The organism is Maribacter algae (assembly GCF_047345745.1).
Classification (GTDB): Bacteria; Bacteroidota; Bacteroidia; order Flavobacteriales; family Flavobacteriaceae; genus Maribacter.
This window is the reverse complement of sequence record NZ_JBLFES010000003.1, coordinates 510,954-526,218: the sequence shown is the minus strand read 5'-3', so window position 1 is coordinate 526,218 and position 15,265 is coordinate 510,954. Positions and strand designations below refer to the sequence as shown.

General features: G+C 39.7%; 14 protein-coding genes. 3 read left to right on the top strand and 11 right to left on the bottom strand.

Annotated features, from left to right (window positions below):
- Window positions 1–33: 33 nt before the first annotated feature.
- From ACKWBX_RS13900 to ACKWBX_RS13860, 9 genes are all read right to left on the bottom strand, one after another.
- A complete protein-coding gene (locus ACKWBX_RS13900; RefSeq protein WP_413969309.1) occupies window positions 34–330 on the bottom strand; it encodes a hypothetical protein in 297 nt (98 codons plus the stop codon).
- Between the two features lie 65 nt (window positions 331–395).
- The gene (locus ACKWBX_RS13895; protein ID WP_413969308.1) at window positions 396–1,157 is read right to left on the bottom strand and encodes a tetratricopeptide repeat protein; all 762 of its coding nucleotides are present in this window, start codon (window positions 1,155–1,157) and stop codon (window positions 396–398) included.
- A 1-nt stretch (window position 1,158) separates the two neighbouring features.
- Window positions 1,159–2,931: a BatD family protein gene (locus tag ACKWBX_RS13890; protein WP_413969307.1), complete on the bottom strand. Its 1,773-nt coding sequence runs from the start codon at window positions 2,929–2,931 to the stop codon at window positions 1,159–1,161.
- An 8-nt stretch (window positions 2,932–2,939) separates the two neighbouring features.
- Window positions 2,940–3,785: a tetratricopeptide repeat protein gene (locus tag ACKWBX_RS13885; RefSeq protein WP_413969306.1), complete on the bottom strand. Its 846-nt coding sequence runs from the start codon at window positions 3,783–3,785 to the stop codon at window positions 2,940–2,942.
- A 1-nt stretch (window position 3,786) separates the two neighbouring features.
- Window positions 3,787–4,833 carry a VWA domain-containing protein gene (locus ACKWBX_RS13880; RefSeq protein WP_413969305.1) on the bottom strand — a complete coding sequence of 349 codons (1,047 nt, stop codon included), beginning with the start codon at window positions 4,831–4,833 and terminating at the stop codon, window positions 3,787–3,789.
- Window positions 4,834–4,836: 3 nt separating this feature from the next.
- The gene (locus ACKWBX_RS13875) at window positions 4,837–5,835 is read right to left on the bottom strand and encodes a vWA domain-containing protein (RefSeq protein ID WP_413969304.1); all 999 of its coding nucleotides are present in this window, start codon (window positions 5,833–5,835) and stop codon (window positions 4,837–4,839) included.
- Entirely contained in the window at window positions 5,835–7,496 is a 1,662-nt protein-coding gene (locus ACKWBX_RS13870; protein WP_413969303.1) for a hypothetical protein, read from the bottom strand. The genes ACKWBX_RS13875 and ACKWBX_RS13870 overlap by 1 nt, the downstream gene beginning before the upstream one ends.
- A complete protein-coding gene (locus ACKWBX_RS13865) occupies window positions 7,496–8,362 on the bottom strand; it encodes a DUF58 domain-containing protein (RefSeq protein ID WP_413969302.1) in 867 nt (288 codons plus the stop codon). Before ACKWBX_RS13865 ends, ACKWBX_RS13870 begins: the two co-directional genes overlap by 1 nt.
- 96 nt (window positions 8,363–8,458) lie before the next feature.
- Window positions 8,459–9,460, bottom strand: a complete 1,002-nt coding sequence (locus ACKWBX_RS13860; RefSeq protein WP_413969301.1) for an AAA family ATPase — start codon at window positions 9,458–9,460, stop codon at window positions 8,459–8,461.
- Between the two features lie 158 nt (window positions 9,461–9,618).
- Here ACKWBX_RS13860 and ACKWBX_RS13855 point away from each other — a divergent pair, with 158 nt between their 5' ends.
- From ACKWBX_RS13855 to ACKWBX_RS13845, 3 genes are read left to right on the top strand one after another with little or no spacing between them, the layout of a single operon-like run.
- Window positions 9,619–10,491, top strand: a complete 873-nt coding sequence (locus tag ACKWBX_RS13855; protein WP_413969300.1) for an aldo/keto reductase — start codon at window positions 9,619–9,621, stop codon at window positions 10,489–10,491.
- Between the two features lie 11 nt (window positions 10,492–10,502).
- A complete protein-coding gene (locus ACKWBX_RS13850; protein WP_413969299.1) occupies window positions 10,503–11,255 on the top strand; it encodes an SDR family NAD(P)-dependent oxidoreductase in 753 nt (250 codons plus the stop codon).
- The gene (locus ACKWBX_RS13845) at window positions 11,255–12,391 is read left to right on the top strand and encodes an ATP-binding protein (RefSeq protein ID WP_413969298.1); all 1,137 of its coding nucleotides are present in this window, start codon (window positions 11,255–11,257) and stop codon (window positions 12,389–12,391) included. Before ACKWBX_RS13850 ends, ACKWBX_RS13845 begins: the two co-directional genes overlap by 1 nt.
- Here the strand turns inward: ACKWBX_RS13845 and ACKWBX_RS13840 are convergent.
- Together ACKWBX_RS13840 and ACKWBX_RS13835 are read right to left on the bottom strand one after the other, a co-directional pair.
- Window positions 12,388–14,313: an amylosucrase gene (locus ACKWBX_RS13840; RefSeq protein ID WP_413969297.1), complete on the bottom strand. Its 1,926-nt coding sequence runs from the start codon at window positions 14,311–14,313 to the stop codon at window positions 12,388–12,390. The genes ACKWBX_RS13845 and ACKWBX_RS13840 overlap by 4 nt on opposite strands.
- A complete protein-coding gene (locus ACKWBX_RS13835; RefSeq protein ID WP_413969296.1) occupies window positions 14,310–15,263 on the bottom strand; it encodes a carbohydrate kinase family protein in 954 nt (317 codons plus the stop codon). The genes ACKWBX_RS13840 and ACKWBX_RS13835 overlap by 4 nt, the downstream gene beginning before the upstream one ends.
- Window positions 15,264–15,265: the final 2 nt, after the last annotated feature.

Genomic DNA, 15,265 nt, shown 5'->3' with positions numbered 1-15,265 from the left:
AATGAGAAGACAGGTTAGTAAGAATAAAAGGAACTACCCTATATCTTTTGGGGGTGGAACATGAATATTGGAAAAGTAAAAATTGTAGTTATCAGTATATGAAGTAACTGTTGGCATTCGTAAAATTGGCTTATTAAAAAGAGCGGAAAACGCAACATGTAAAAAGAAATCCTGCTCACCAAGCTCTTTCTTGTCTTCCTTATTATTTTCTTCTTCGTTAAAATCCACTACTAGTAACGTTTGCTCCGTATCGCACAGGATTGCAACCGAAGGCGCAGTTATGGCTATGGCCAAAACGATGGATAAGAAGAATGTTAGAAAAGATTTCATAGTATTACTTTCAAAAAAGAATCTTAAAGATAAAAGCATTGCTATTATACACTGCTAAATATACTTTAAAAATCTTTTATAAGCCTTATTTCTTTGGCAGGAATCCAACCGGTTTGCCCATCTGCAATACTAATTTTGTACCATTCATTTAAATCATCGAGTACATTCACTTTTGCCCCTTCGTGAAGTGTGAAGGCTTCCTGACTGGTATCATTGGGTTCTGCCTTTATGCCGATCTCATCCGCAAAAACAATAGCAGGCCGGTTGGCTTTAAAGCTGCTGTATTCTATTTCGGCAAAAACAACAAAGAGAATACAGAGAAACAAGGCCACAAAACTACTAATGAACGCCCATCTTTTCCTTGTGGAATAGTTTGCATAATAGAAAATGATATACAATAAAACGAAAAGAAACAAAAATCCTACGCTTAAATAGGCCCAATCGTCATAGAAAAGTTTACCCGTAATCGATTTGTAAAATTTTGAAAAACCTGTCTCCGGCATTTTTTCTATTGCATCCAAGGTCATATTTTGGGCGTATCCCAAATTGTTCTGTATTTCCTTATCGCTCGGATTTAATAGTAGTGCCTTCTCGTAGTAGTAAATACTTGGTGCTATCTGGTTGAGCTTGTAATGACAATTTCCAAGATTAAAATACACAGCGGCCGAATGTTTTCCATTGTCAAGAATTTTTTGGTATTTATCAATCGCATTTTGGTATTCCCCCTCATTATATGCAGTGGTGGCCTCATTGAAAAGTGTTTCATTTTGAGCGGTGGACCAAATTGAAAAACATAGACAACAAAATATAAATAGCTTTTTTACCATATTACAATTGTTTATCCATTAATGAAATGACCTCACTTGCCTTTTCATAGTCATTTTGCATTTGTACATTGGAAAAGGGGCTGTAACGTGCCGCTTCACAATTTTTCAATAAATCGATAAAACCGGCAATGGTATTTTCATCCACCTGTTTTTTGTGGAGGAGTTCGGAAATTTTATCCTTGCTGAATTCCGACGTTTCAATTTTCAGTTTAGCTTTGAGATAATTATGTAGCGCTTTTTCCAAAGCCACATAGAAGGAATCCTTGTTCCCCAACTCTTTTTTGGCTTTTGATAAATATTTTCTGGCCAGGCGATTGGCCTTTTTTACTTTGTTGCCCACAACATCACTTGCAATTTCTTCTCTTTTCTTTCGAAACAGAATCCCTAAGGGGATGAGTAGAAGAGGAAGGGTCATCCATAGATAAAATGACGTAGAACGATAAAAATGACTTATTTTTTTAGGGGATAAATTTGGACTCAACTTGATAAAATTGAATTTATTCCCGGTAGCAATGACCTGTTGTTTGTTTGCATTAGGATTAACAGTACCGGTCTGCGAGTTGGTCGGACCCTCTAAAACATTGATGATTTTTTCCTCTGAATTTAATGTGACATATTTTTTTGTTTGAGGGTTGAAATAGCTGAAGCTTATAGGAGGAATAGGGTATTTTCCTCTAAAAGCGGGGACAATAGTATAAGCATTGCTTATTTTTCCTTGCATGCCACTTAGCGTAGTGCGGACGCCCTCCGTGAATTCTGGTTCATAAACCTCCAAGGCACTGGGAAGATCGGGCTCGGGAAGCTTAAATAGTTTTAGATTTCCTTTACCGCTTACTTCTACCACAGCTTGAAGCGACTCGGATGCGTTTAAACTGTTCTTGCTCGTGGTAACGGAAAAATCGAAATCACCTACCGCTCCATTAAAATCCGCTGGTTGATTGTCTAGCGGCAACGCTTTTACATTAATGACACGTTTCCCGGCAGAAACCGTTTTATTGGTCTGTGCATAGACCCTACCGCCAAAGAAGTCCCTTTTGTTCGTGGGTACATCTACCGTAACATCGAGGGACAAAGGCTCTATTTCCAGCTTCCCGGATTTTTGGGGGTAGAGCACTACTCTCTTGAGTACTACATACCTGTAAGGTTTTCCTTTATAATTGCCGTTCCGGGCACTTAAGGCGGAAACCTTGATATCTTGACTCCAAAAATTATTGTACTTAGGATTGTCCAAGGGCTGATAATTGGAAACACTAATGGCAGGGCTTACATAGAGTTTATAAACAACGCTGATAGCCTCGTTCATATAGGGGTCGCTCTTGGATACTTCTGCGACCAAATGAAGATTTTCATCCGCAATATCGTCCGCGGTCATTTGGTCACTGGGCTTATCCACTGCAGCGGTAACTTCAATCTCTTTTGCCAAGGACTTGTATGTTTTTCCGCCGATAACAATAGTGGCCTGTTGGATGGTGTATTTGCCTCTTGCCGTTGGTGCCAACGTATAGGAATAGGTCTTGGAATAGCTTCTTACCCCATTGATCCATGAGGAACTAATGGATTGTGACGGTCCCATTAATACTCGAAACCCTTTAAAATCCGGTGGGTTAAAATTATCTCCGTCCTTGTTCATGGTAAAATCCACTCTGAGCCTTTCATTAAGGCCTAGCTTGGGCTTGCTCACCTTCATCTCAAAAGTAACGGCATTTTTATCCTGCGCACTGCTGTGGAGCACGAAAAACAACATCGGAACTAAAATGAGGAACTTTTTGAACATATGTAATATTACCAGTCTTTTTCGTTTTTAATTTTTGCGCCTTTCACTTTTTTGGCATCCAGTTTTTCTTGAACCTGTTTTTCAGCATTTTGCATGGCTCTTAAAAGATTTTCTACTTGCTGTTTGGACAATTGATTAGGCCTTGGTTTTTGTTGTTGAGGCTTATCACCGTCCTGGGGTTTCTTATTTTGCTCTTTTTTCTCGTCACCATCACCTTCTTTATTCTCATCTTTCTTGTCCTCTCCCTTATCGCCCTCATCACCTTCATCTTTTTTGTCTTGGTCTCCTTCCTTATTGTCCCCTTCCTTGTCCTGATCTTTGTTCTGGTCTTTTTTGTCCTGTTTATCTTGGTCGTCTTTGTTATCGTTGTTCTTATCTTTTTTGTCCTCGTCTTTTTTCAATAATTCTTTGGCAAGTGCCAAGTTATAACGTGTTTCTTCATCTTTGGGATTGTTTCGTAAGGCTTCCTTATACGATTCCACGGCCTTGGCGTAATCCTTTCGTTGCATAAAAACATTGCCCATATTATGATAGGCCTTGTGTTTATCTGCTTTTGTGGCAGCAGCTTCCCCAGCTTCCTTAAATCTGCCAAAAGCTTCGCTATAGGTCGCATTATTGTAATAAGCATTTCCTAAATTATAGGGGGCAGCTGCATTTTCTGGACTTTTTGCAATGGCTTTTCTGTAATCTACCTCTGCCGCTACAAAGTTGTTTTCGGACAAATTCTTATTGCCTTCCCAAGTTAGGTTCTTGGAGGCTTTCAACGCTTTTTCTTTTCTCTGGACATCTTCTTCTTGAGAAAATCCTAAAAATGAAAAAAACAAAACGAGGAGTAGGCTTAGTACATTTTTCATATTAATCAATATGTTTTTCATTAAACAGATTCAACTTTTTGAGCCATTGGGTTTTTCGGTCCAAGATAAATATTTCTAAAAATAGGAACAAAAGCCCTATACCTAGGAACCATTGGAATTGATCTTTGTATTCAGCAAACTGCTTGGCTTCAAATTCTTTCTTGTCCATCTGAAGTAATTCCTCCTTGATAAACTCTACCGCAGCTTCCGTGTTGGAACCATTTATGTATTTGCCATTGCCTTCTTCCGAAATGTCCTCTAAGACTGTTTCGTTCAACTTGGTAATGACCACTTCTCCTTGGTTATCTTTTTTAAGGCTTTGAACAATACCGTTCCGCTTTATAGGAATTGGCGCCCCTTTAGTTTTTCCAACGCCTATTGTATAAATTCTGATACCTTCTTCCAAAGCATCCTCCACGGCACCAAGGGTTGTATTACCGGAATGGTCTTCCCCATCCGAAATGATAAAAAGCACACGGTTGGTCTGCTGTTCGTCATCATAAAAAGTGGTAGCCAGTTCAATGGCTTCATTGATTGCGGTCCCCTGTGAGGTCAACATGTCCGTGTTCATGCTCTGCAAGAACATCTTGGCCGCACCATAGTCTGTCGTAATCGGTAATTGTGGGTATGCTTGCCCAGCGTAGGCTATGATACCGATACGATCACTGGCCAATTGGTTTATGATTTCGGAAACCAATCTTTTGGCCTTTTCTATTCTATTGGGCGCTATATCTTCGGCCAGCATACTTTTGGAGACATCCACGGCGAAAACAATATCCACACCTTCACGCTTTACGGTTTCCAACTTGGTCCCAATTTTTGGATTTACGAGCCCGACAATCAATAAAGCGAGCCCTAACAAAAAGAAAATCAATTTTAAAGTTCCTTTGTAATAGGACCTATTAGGGACGAGTCTCTTCAGGAGTGCACTATCCGCAAATTTTTTCTGTGTTCTTTTCTTCCAGAGAATCAAAACCAGAAAGAGCACCACAAGCACCGGAATGATGAAGAGCAGATAGAAGTATATTTTTTCGTCCAGTTGTACCATAACCTAAATAAAGCTTCTGAATAACGTGTTTCTCAAAACCCATTCCAAAATAAGTAGGGCACCTGCGAGTAATACCCAAGGTCTAAACTTTTCTTCGTAACGGTAATATTTAAATTCCTCTATTTCCGTCTTTTCTAACTTATTTATCTCGTCATAAATTTCCTCTAATTTTTCATTGTTCGTGGCCCTAAAATATTTTCCGCCCGTTACATCGGCAATTTCTTCCAATAGTTTCTCATCGATTTCTACTTGTCGCATTCCATATCTAAATGATCCATCTGCATTATATGCTACTGGGGATAGGGCATTCCCATTGGTGCCCAAACCTATAGTATAGGTTTTTATATCAAACTCAATAGCTAAATCTGCAGCCGTTTGAGGTTCAATGAAACCTGAATTATTGACACCATCGGTCAATAGAATGATGATTTTACTCTTTGCCTTGCTCTCTTTGAGCCGGTTAACGGCTGTGGAAAGCCCCATTCCGATAGCGGTACCATCTTGCAATTGCCCATAAGTGATTTCGCGCATGGAATTTAGCACGATGGATTTGTCCGTGGTAATAGGTGTTTTTGTGTAGGCTTCGCCTGCATAGACTACCAAACCTATACGGTCGTTGGGGCGTTTCTTGATAAAATCCGAAGCTACTTTCTTGAGTGCCGACAAACGGTTTGGTTTCAAGTCTTTGGCCAGCATACTGGAAGAAACGTCAATGGCCATCACAATATCAATTCCCTTAGTGGTTTTGGTCCGCGTAGAAATATCTTCGGTCTGTGGCCTTGCCATGGCTATAATGATAGCGCTTAGGGCCAATAACCTAAAAACAAATAACAAAGGCTTGATCTTGGGCAGAAAACTATTGGTATCAAACCCCCTGATGCTTGATATTTTAAGCGCGGCGATTTCTTGCTTCTGCTTGAAAATATACCATAGGATAGCCAGTGGCAGTAGTAGAAACAGCCAGAAAAAGTCAGGATTGGCAAAAGAAATATTGTCCAACATTAGGTCTCTGTTTTTACTTCTATCGTGTTTAAAATACGGTCTACTATTTCTTGGGCATAGGTGTCATCATCTAACCACGTCACAATAAAATATTGCTGAAAACCTTTACCTCCAAAGAGCAATACCGTATATTTTCCTTTAATCAGTTCTTCTGATTCCGGCACTTTGAATTTTCCGCTCCCAAATACTTTTACTCCTTTTATACCGCTTATGGTGGTAAATTCTTCCTGTTTTGTAATGATGTTTTTGGCACCTTGCGCCTCAAATTGTTTTAGGATTTCCTCAACGGTCTTATTTGCATCGGGGTCTACCTGCTCTGACATAGTTATAGAAGTAGTTGCCATGGTAAACAACCCTATGGAACTTCTGTAAGCAAATGCCTGAATATCACTAATAGCGGCTTTTGCTTCCGGAGGCAGTTTTACTTCTTGCCGAACCAAAACTTTTGGAGTTTCCAAAATAATGGGAGGAAAACCATAGGAACTCCTAACCCAATCTCCTTCCAATAGTTCTTTTGTTGGGTGACCCAAAACACTGTCTTTAAGATATCCAAATCCTAACTTAAAACCTGCGATGGTCGTCCCGATGATCAACAGTGCTGCAAGCGAAGCGATGCCGATGACCAACTTTTTCTTCTGTTTCTTTCTTGCTAGTTCCTCTTGATACTCAGCTTGTTCCAACAATTCGGCTTCGGTAGGTTCGGGCAGGGCATCATGTGTCTTTACTACAATCTCCTCAACAAGTTTTCTATCCCGTTCGGCAACGGAGGTAGAAGGTTTTGACTTGGCGAACTTTACCAAATCTGCTGTTTGTAAAATATTTTTGAATTGGTTTATGGTCTCCTTGTCCAATTCCAATTCCCCGGAATCTGTCAATAATTCCAATTTGTCTATCAACTGATCGGTAGTACTCTCCAAGGCCGAAACATGAACGTCTTCCTCTAGATAAGAACGAACAATATCGGTCAGTTCCGAATAGTATTCCTTGAATTCGTCCTGTATTAGATATTTAGAGTTTTCCAAACGCTTTAACTCCAAAAGGGCTTTGTCATAAGGAGGCAACAAAGCCTCTTTTTCTTTTTCCGTCAAGGGCTTTTTTCGTAGCACGAACCAATAAAACAGCCCGCCTAATACCAATAAAATGAGAAGTCCGCCCAATAGGTACTTCCAGAAACCCCCACTGCTCTTTTCAACGGTAATAAGCGGTTTTATGTCATACATTTTTTGGGCAACGGTATCCACAGGTATGGTTTCCACGTTCACCATCATAGAATCCGTCATATAACCCGTTCCATCTATCTCTATTCGTTGGGATGGTAGTTTATAGCTTCCTGAATCAAACTGGGTAAGCGCATATATTTTCTGAAGGGTCAAACGGTCTTGTTTTCTTGTAGTATCCGTTGCAAAGGCTTCAACCGTTTCCAAGGGGGAAAAGGTCTGCCCTTCCGGAAAGAAAACCTGGGCAGTGGTATCTACTTCTACAATTACTTTCCACTGTATCTGTTCCCCGATTTTTATGAAAGTGGTGTCAATTTCCGTTTTAATTATGGGTTTGGATTGTGAAAATCCTTGAAAACCTAGTATCAGCATGAACAAGGTAATGCACCGCAAGAACTGCGATACTAAATTCGTACCTCGTATTTCATATTTCATATTTAGCATCAACCTCTTCTCTTAAAGAAACCCAGTAATTTTTTTACATAGCTTTCATCTACCCTACAATCCAATACGCCGCAACCTGATTTTGTAAAAGTATCCTTGAAGTAGGCTACTTTTTCCCTGTGAAATTCGGCATAGCCGTTTCTAACCTTTTTGGACTGCGTATTCACTAATTTCATTCCGCCGGTTTCAGCATCCATCATTTGCACAACGCCCAAATTCGGAATGGCTTCCTCACGTTCGTCATACACACGGATTCCGGTTACATCGTGTTTGTTTCCTGTAATTTTTAGTGTGCGTTCATAGTCCGAGGCAATAAAATCCGATAGCACAAAAACAATAGCTTTCTTTTTCATGACGTTGGTCAAATACTTCAAAGCTTCGGCAATATCTGTTTTATTACTGCTCGGTTTAAATTCCAAAAGTTCCCTTATGATACGCAATACATGGGTTTTTCCTTTTTTCGGTGGAATAAACAATTCAACCTGATCGGAAAAAAGGATGACTCCTACTTTATCGTTGTTCTGCAAAGCACTAAAGGCCAAGGTTGCAGAAATTTCCGTAACAATTTCGTTTTTAAACTGGTTTACGGTTCCAAAAAACCCTGAGCCACTCACATCTACCATTAACATCATGGTGAGCTCACGTTCTTCCTCAAAAACCTTAATATACGGTTCGTTGTATCTTGCCGTAACGTTCCAATCTATATTTCTTACATCATCACCAAATTGATACTGCCTTACCTCGCTAAACGTCATACCACGGCCCTTGAAGGTAGAGTGGTATTCCCCGCCAAATATATGGTCGGAAAGACGCCTCGTCTTTATCTCGATCTTCCGTACTTTTTTGAGTAGTTCTTTAGTATCCATTTTTTTCAGTAAACAGTTAGTAGTATGCAGTAATCGGTAATAGGTGGTTGCGTTATTTAGGGGCCGCCAACTATGTGCCGAAAACTGTTGACTGATTTATGGCACTTCGATTTCGTTTACGATTTTATTGATGATTTCTTCAGAAGTAATATTTTCCGCTTCTGCTTCATAGGTAATACCGATACGATGTCTCAAAACATCATGTACCACTGCCCTAACATCCTCCGGCACAACATATCCTCTTCGTTTTATGAAAGCGAAGCATTTTGCAGCGGTCCCTAAATTGATGCTTCCCCTTGGGGAAGCTCCAAAACTAATAAGGGGCTTTAGGTTTTCCAGATTGTACTTTTCCGGATAGCGTGTCGCGAAAACAATATCCAAGATGTATTTTTCTATTTTTTCGTCCATGTAAACTTCACGGACCGCTTTTTGGGCACTCAAAATTTGCTTAAGGGAAACTACCGGTTTTACCGTTTCGTAATTCCCCATAAGATTTTGGCGCATGATCAACTGCTCCTCGTTCATCTTAGGATAGTCGATCACCGTTTTTAACATGAAACGGTCAACTTGTGCTTCGGGCAAAGGGTATGTGCCTTCCTGTTCGACTGGGTTTTGAGTGGCCATGACCAAAAAAGGCTTGTCCAGGATGAACGTCTCGTCACCAATGGTAACCTGCTTTTCCTGCATGGCTTCCAATAGGGCGGATTGTACTTTCGCCGGAGCCCTGTTAATTTCGTCCGCCAATACAAAATTGGCAAAAATGGGACCTTTTTTTATAGAGAAATCATTCTCTTTCATATTATAAATAAGCGTTCCCACAACATCCGCAGGTAAAAGATCGGGAGTAAACTGTATTCTGCTGAAACTTCCTTTTACGGCTTTGGCGAGCGTGTTTATGGCCAATGTTTTTGCCAAGCCGGGAACCCCTTCCAATAGAATATGCCCCTGCCCTAAGAGGCCAATAAGCAATCTTTCTACCATGTGCTTTTGGCCAACGATCACTTTGTTCATTTCGAGTACAAGCAAATCTATAAAAGCACTTTCCTGAGCAATTTTCTCGTTTACGGCACTAATGTCAACAGTAGTATTTTCCTCCATATATTCACTTCGTTTTTGGTCTGAATCGGTTAATTATTTAACAGTTGTGCAAATTGAAAATTTATTCACTGAGTACCTGTTAATGATTGGTTAAAAAAAGTGATAAGCCCCTATTTTTATGAAGTTTTTAAGGGATTTCTTTTTAATTTCACCCGCCTATGAAAAATACAGATACCTATTCTAGAATAATCTCTGGTACTATGACCTGGGGAAAGTGGGGAAAGAAGCTTTCTACGAACAAAATAATCGCTCTGATGGAGCATTGCCTACAAATAGGGATAACCACTTTTGACCATGCGGATATTTATGGGGATTATACGACCGAAGCCGATTTCGGAAAGGCTTTTGCCGAAAGTAAGATAGCCCGTAAAGAAGTGCAGTTCATTAGTAAATGTGGTATTCAAATGGTTACGGGAAGACCCAATCCCGTAAAGCATTATGAATACACAAAAGAGTATATTATCCGTTCTGCGGAAGAATCCTTGAAAAAATTAAAGACGGAATATTTGGACTTGCTACTGTTGCATAGACCAAGCCCTTTGATGGATCCGCAAGAAATAGCGGAAGCGATAGAAATCCTCAAAAAAGATGGAAAGATAAGACAGTTCGGCGTTTCAAATTTCACACCTTCCCAAATAGCATTATTGGAAACGGCCATTCCGGTGGACGCAAACCAGGTAGAATTTTCCCTGACGGCAAACGATGTCATGTATGATGGCGCTTTGGACGATACGATGATTAAAAATAGGCTGGCCATGTCATGGAGTCCGTTGGGAATTTACTTCAGGGAGAATTCAAAACAAACGACGCGTATTAGAAAAGTGTTGCACAAGCTGTGTGAAAAATACGATGCCGAGGAAGACCAACTTTTACTGGCCTGGATATTAAAGCATCCTTCAAAAATCTATCCGGTAGTCGGCACCACGACTCCCATTCGCTTGGAAATGGCCGTCAAATCTGTAGATATTGAAATGGAACTGGAGGATTGGTTTATCTTGTTAGAGGCCAGTAAAGGACAGGAAGTACCGTAAAAATAAATAATATGAACAAAACAGTTTTTATCACGGGAGCTACCAGCGGTATCGGGAAAGCTATAGCAGAACTATTCGCCAAACATCAATTTAAACTTGTTCTCTGTGGAAGAAGGCAGGAACGTTTGAACGACTTAAAAGAGCGATTGGGAAAAACAACCAAAGTACATACCATAAATTTTGATGTTCGCGATAAAGAAGCGGTGCAAAATACTATTTCGGGTCTTCCTGCGGAGTTTTCCAAAATACACATTCTTATTAATAATGCCGGTAATGCCCATGGATTGGATACCATAGACGAAGGAAATTTGGACGATTGGGATGCGATGATGGATATTAACGTAAAAGGATTATTGTATGTATCCAAAGCGATTATTCCGCAGATGGTATCTAGAAAAGAAGGGCATATTATCAACATCGGTTCAACGGCAGGTAAGGAAGTATATCCAAAAGGAAACGTGTATTGTGCGAGTAAGCATGCTGTGGATGCTATTAACCAAGGAATGCGAATGGATTTAAACCCATACGGAATTCGAGTTGGCGCAGTAAATCCTGGAGCTGTGGAAACTGAGTTTAGCAACGTACGCTTTAAAGGGGATGACGAACGTGCGGATAATGTTTATAAAGGTTTTGAACCTTTAAGGGCAAAGGATATCGCAGAGATTGTTCATTTTGTGGTAACCAGGCCGTACTATGTTAACATTTCGGATTTGGTGGTAATGCCTACGGCCCAAGCTTCGGCAACTATGATTCATAGGGATTAATGATCAATAAACGCCTTCTTGTAAAAAATCTCCTAGCGCATAATGACGAGAATAGTTTTTATGACAAAAAACGTTTCATCGCCATAGGGGAGAGAGAAGGCAAGGCCAAGTTCTTAAAGCATGTTTGTGCACTGGCCAATAGTAACCCATTTAATAATTCCTTTATAGTTGTCGGGGTAGAGGATGAGGACAATAAAATCATTGGGGTAGATTTTTTTGACGATAGCAAGATTCAAAATTTGGTCAACGCCTATTTGCAGAATCCACCGTTAATTTCATATGAAAATATTCCGTTCCCACATTTGGAGGAAGGTAAGGTGGTAGGTTTGGTCACGATTAAATCAAATGGAAAAGTATGTTCCCTGAAACGAAATATATGGAAGTATTATGGCGGTTCCGTTTACTTTAGGGAAGGCAGTATTAGTTTGCCCAAGGTTTTTGATATAGAACTAAAGGACATTAATTCCAAAACGGTGGCCACCATTGAACAACATGCCCGAAACAATATAGAATTAACATTGGATGGGGTTATTGATTTTTTGAACAATCGCCATAAGGACTTGGAAAGCGATTATAAGGTTTTCAAAGAGCAATTTGTAGTTTGTTGGGCCGGTAATAAAAAGGTTGTAAAAGGAGAGACCTACTATAATCGCGTGGATATAGAACTCATTAATGAACAGGTAAAACTCTTCTACTCCAACTTGGATGAGGTAACCATTGTGTATGATGAACATTCCTTTACCACAATGGAATATGTTCAATTGGGTCTAGGCGGAAATCAAAAATATTACCCCTTGGAAAAAGTAATGATCCAGTTTGAAAACAACGGTAAGTATCAGATACAGAGCACTCTGGTCTTTGAACCCCCGCAGTATGACAAAAAAACGCTACATCACATCTACAACACCAATAACAGCCTACTTTCCAAGATTGAAGCTAAAATAGTCCTGAAACCTAATGAAGAGGAAGACATAATGCATTTAGCGGACACATATCTGATATGTTATTTAAATGGGTTTGAAGAAGCTAAGGAAGAGATGGAAAAAGGTAGAAAATTAACAAAAAAACACTATCCTAAAGTCTACACATCGTTGAAAGAAGCGTTACGAATCATAAGAAAAGTCAGATATAATTAACGGTTTTGAAGCCAAAGCTGTTGATAGGGTTTCAAAATCAATATATTATTTTCTATCTCAATTGGTTTTTGATGAATCAATTCTTTTACCCTATCAATTTTGAAATTCATTTTAGAAAATAAATATGGAATTTCAAGGTATTGCGTATGTTCATCAACATTGGAAATGATCAAAATACTTTCTTTTCCATTTCGCCTTTCATAAATCAGAAGATGTGGGTTAGTGTCGGGGTGAATGATCAAGTTGTTGGTATCCGCTAGAACGGGAAGCTTTTTTCTTAGTTTGATCAATCTCTTTAGCCCTTCATAAATTTTCTTTTGTGGTGAACTGTCCGTCTTTATTTTCTTTACGGTATCCCAATCATGCATTGGTCTATTGACCCAACGGCTATCGTTCCGATGGTCCTTGTTTTCCTTGAACGAGTAATCGTTCAACGTTCCAATTTCGTCCCCGGCATATATCATGGGGATTCCTCCATATGATAATATGATGCCATGGACCAATAGAATTTTGGCAATAGCGAATGTCACTTCGCTTTCGTTCCTATTTGAGAGTGCTGTTTCTAGGCCCAACAAAGAGGCGGTACTTCCTGTAATTCTTCCATCTCCGTTTTTGGGATTGTACATGAACAATAACCCTTTCGCGGGAGACCAATCTAGCTTACCGGAATAATAATCCAACAAAAATTTCCGATGCGATTGGGGATTCCAACCCATGGCCCTTATAAAGTCATCATCATATCCCAGTCCAATATCATCATGGCACCTCACGTAGTTTATCCATGTTGCATCTTTAGGCTTATTTGGAATTTCAAGAAGACTTTTTACGAGTAAATTGGTCTTCTTAGTTGCGATAGAATTCCAGATAAGGGCCATGAGCGATGCATTATAGGCAATTTCACATTCATTGCCCTCAAGTGTATTCTCGCCGAAATATTTTAGGATATTCCGAGGGGCTACAATAGCCTCGGCAAGTAAAATAACACCGGGAGCTATAACTTGTAGACACATTCTGAAAAGGGCGACAAGTTCGTGTGCTTCATTAAGATTCTGTGATATTGTCCCTATTTTTTTCCATAAAAATGCCAGTGCATCAAAGCGGATGACGTCCACACCCAAATTGGCCAGTACCATTAAATTCTCCAACATTTCAATAAAGACGGCTGGGTTGGTATAGTTGAGGTCCCATTGATAGGAGTTGAAACAGGTCATTACCCATCTATCCATTTGGGCATTGTAGGTAAAACTGCCCGGAGCCGTTTCAGGAAAAATCTCGGGCAATGTTTTTTCAAACGCGTCTGGAATCTCACGATTTTGATAAGTATAATAATAGTTTTGATATTTTTTGTCTTCTGATTTGGCTTTTTGTGCCCACTGAAATTCGTCAGAGGTATGGTTTACGACAAAATCCAACATCAATAGTATATTTTTTGATCTTGCTTCTTCCGCGAGTGCTAAAAAATCTTTTTTTGACCCGTACTTGGGGTCTATTTTATGATAGCTGTTTACGGCATAGCCACCATCATTTTCTCCTTTAGGGCGTGTAGTAACGGGCATTAAATGAAGAAAATTGATGCCGAGAGATTCAAAATAATTCAGTTTATTGTTCAAACCTTTCAAATCGCCATTAAAACGATTTACATACAACTGCATTCCTACAAGTTGCTCGCTTTGGTACCAATTCCCGGAATTTAATCGTTCTATATCCTGTTTTTTCAAGGCATCGGGACGTTTTTTGTACAAAACCTCAAGTTTGTCCAAGAGACCATGAAAGTGTGTTTTATGTTCAGGGGAAGAATATAAAGAAAAAAACAAGGTCTTGATCAGTGAAAGATTAGCGGCAAGCCGTAATTGAAATAAGTCCGATTCTTTGGTTGAACCATATTTAGCGGCCAGTAATCGATGCAGAGCAGCTTGGTTCATATTGGTAGGGAATCCAATTGATTTTGTGTAGGCAAGGATTCAATTGCGCCAAAATTGGTCGTCGTAATGGCACCTGCTTTGTTGGCTTTTGTGACCATTTTACTGAGCATTTCTGTGTTGGCATTTAAATTTTCCAAAGTATCCAAATCTGAAATTTGCTTTAAGAGGCAACCGATAAAAGCATCGCCTGCTCCTGTGGTATCCAAAGGATTTACCTTTATACTCGGAATCGTTTTTTTAAAGTGGGAAGTACTTATCAACGTACCTTCAGCTCCTAAAGTGATAGCAATAATGTTTGCTCCGATTTCATGTAGTTTTTCACAAGCTTCATCAAGACTGTTCTTTCCAGAAAGGAGATAGGCTTCTTCCAAACTAAATTTACAGAGATGGGATTTTTCTACAAAAGGCATACATTTTTTTATGAATACATCCTCTTTGTTTTTCCAAAGATCTCCTCGGTAATTGGGGTCAAAACTAATGAAGGAATCTTGGGTGAGCGCGTCAAAAAAATACCGCCCGTATGCATCTTCAAGATTGCCTCCCAAAAGGGCTGTAGCTGCACCAAAATGCACGATATTATTTTTAAAATTAGCTTTTAGGGAGGAGTCGTATTTCAATTCCTTATCCGCCCCACGGCTAAACACAAAATCACGTTCCCCGTTTTCATCAATAGAGACAAATGCCAACGTGGTAAAAACTTCAAAACGTTGCGCCAGGGAGATATCAACGTTGTTATCGTCAAGAACGTCCAGTAAAAAATTTCCAAAAGGATCTTTTCCCACTGCGCCCACAAAATGACTTTTGCCATTAAGCTTACTAATGGCACAGGCTACGTTTGCCGGAGCCCCACCAGCTTTTTTTGAAAACTCTTTCGCTTTTGACAAGTCTTTTCCTTGTTTTTCGGCGACAAAGTCAATCAGTAATTCGCCAATGCAAAAAATCTTCTTCATGA

Excerpts from the sequence above, each read along its gene's own strand:
- ACKWBX_RS13900 (WP_413969309.1), bottom strand. The coding sequence starts at position 330 with ATGAAATCTTTTCTAACATTCTTCTTATCCATCGTTTTGGCCATAGCC.
- ACKWBX_RS13895 (WP_413969308.1), bottom strand. The coding sequence starts at position 1,157 with ATGGTAAAAAAGCTATTTATATTTTGTTGTCTATGTTTTTCAATTTGG.
- ACKWBX_RS13890 (WP_413969307.1), bottom strand. The coding sequence starts at position 2,931 with ATGTTCAAAAAGTTCCTCATTTTAGTTCCGATGTTGTTTTTCGTGCTC.
- ACKWBX_RS13885 (WP_413969306.1), bottom strand. The coding sequence starts at position 3,785 with ATGAAAAATGTACTAAGCCTACTCCTCGTTTTGTTTTTTTCATTTTTA.
- ACKWBX_RS13880 (WP_413969305.1), bottom strand. The coding sequence starts at position 4,833 with ATGGTACAACTGGACGAAAAAATATACTTCTATCTGCTCTTCATCATT.
- ACKWBX_RS13875 (WP_413969304.1), bottom strand. The coding sequence starts at position 5,835 with ATGTTGGACAATATTTCTTTTGCCAATCCTGACTTTTTCTGGCTGTTT.
- ACKWBX_RS13870 (WP_413969303.1), bottom strand. The coding sequence starts at position 7,496 with ATGCTAAATATGAAATATGAAATACGAGGTACGAATTTAGTATCGCAG.
- ACKWBX_RS13865 (WP_413969302.1), bottom strand. The coding sequence starts at position 8,362 with ATGGATACTAAAGAACTACTCAAAAAAGTACGGAAGATCGAGATAAAG.
- ACKWBX_RS13860 (WP_413969301.1), bottom strand. The coding sequence starts at position 9,460 with ATGGAGGAAAATACTACTGTTGACATTAGTGCCGTAAACGAGAAAATT.
- ACKWBX_RS13855 (WP_413969300.1), top strand. The coding sequence starts at position 9,619 with ATGAAAAATACAGATACCTATTCTAGAATAATCTCTGGTACTATGACC.
- ACKWBX_RS13850 (WP_413969299.1), top strand. The coding sequence starts at position 10,503 with ATGAACAAAACAGTTTTTATCACGGGAGCTACCAGCGGTATCGGGAAA.
- ACKWBX_RS13845 (WP_413969298.1), top strand. The coding sequence starts at position 11,255 with ATGATCAATAAACGCCTTCTTGTAAAAAATCTCCTAGCGCATAATGAC.
- ACKWBX_RS13840 (WP_413969297.1), bottom strand. The coding sequence starts at position 14,313 with ATGAACCAAGCTGCTCTGCATCGATTACTGGCCGCTAAATATGGTTCA.
- ACKWBX_RS13835 (WP_413969296.1), bottom strand. The coding sequence starts at position 15,263 with ATGAAGAAGATTTTTTGCATTGGCGAATTACTGATTGACTTTGTCGCC.